The organism is Chloroflexaceae bacterium, from assembly GCA_025057155.1.
Lineage (GTDB): Bacteria > Chloroflexota > Chloroflexia > Chloroflexales > Chloroflexaceae > JACAEO01.
Genome location: JANWYD010000065.1, coordinates 1 through 867 on the forward strand (window position 1 = coordinate 1; position 867 = coordinate 867).

Sequence of the window (867 nt, forward strand, 5' to 3'; positions counted from 1 at the left end):
TAAATTGTAGCGGAAAAAATTCATTTAAAAATTTTGTCATCAGTATTTTGCACAAAATAAAGATAATTGTACATTTGTTAGCTCAAACTCTTTGCTAATCTCGGAAACCAGTTTTCATCTCGAAGGAGCGCGACTTTCTTGCAAGCATGGTATACACAGAATTGGTCAGATCAGCACTTGCATCGTTCACGCCCCACTTGCACCGAGCGTGTGCGCAGCACGCAACCGAGTGGCGCGTGCTGCGCTGGCTAGCGCCATTAGTGTTCCTGCATTCCCTGATCTATGTCTTTCTGGTGCCGCCATGGCAGCACTACGACGAGCCGGGTCACTTTTTGTACGCCGCCTATATTGTGCGCAGCGGGATCAACGCGTCAGATGACGTGGCGATTGCCCGTGAAGTGGCCGACTCGATGTATCGCCACCGGTTCTGGCCGCCCGATGTGCGACCCGATCTGCTCAGCCCGCGCCCGCCGGGTATTCCTACAGACCAGCGCCACCACCCGCCACTCTACTACGCATTAATGGCCGGAGTCATCGGCCCGTTGCGCTACCTGCCGGTCGAAATCCAGCTTTACGCCGGGCGGCTCGTGAGTGCGCTACTGATGATGCTTACGGTGGTAGCGGTTTGGCGCACTGCCCAGACAATCGTGCCCAATGAGCCGCGCATGGCGCTCGTACCGGCGGCAATGGTGACATTGACACCAGCCTTCGTCGATCTCATGAGCGCATTTAATAGCGATGTTTTAATGAATTTTGCCGCAGCGGCGGCGTTCTTGGGGATTGCCATCCTTTTGCGCGATGGCTGGCGGCCAACGGGGTTGGCGCTAGCAGTGCTAGGCGCAAGTGTCGCCATTCTGACCAAACGCA

1 protein-coding gene is annotated in these 867 nt (G+C 55.2%); it reads left to right on the forward strand.

Going from position 1 to position 867, the window contains the following annotated elements:
* Positions 1-236: 236 nt before the first annotated feature.
* Positions 237-867, forward strand: a 631-nt coding sequence (locus NZU74_20265; protein MCS6883664.1) for a DUF2142 domain-containing protein, incomplete at its 3' end; no start/stop codon positions are given.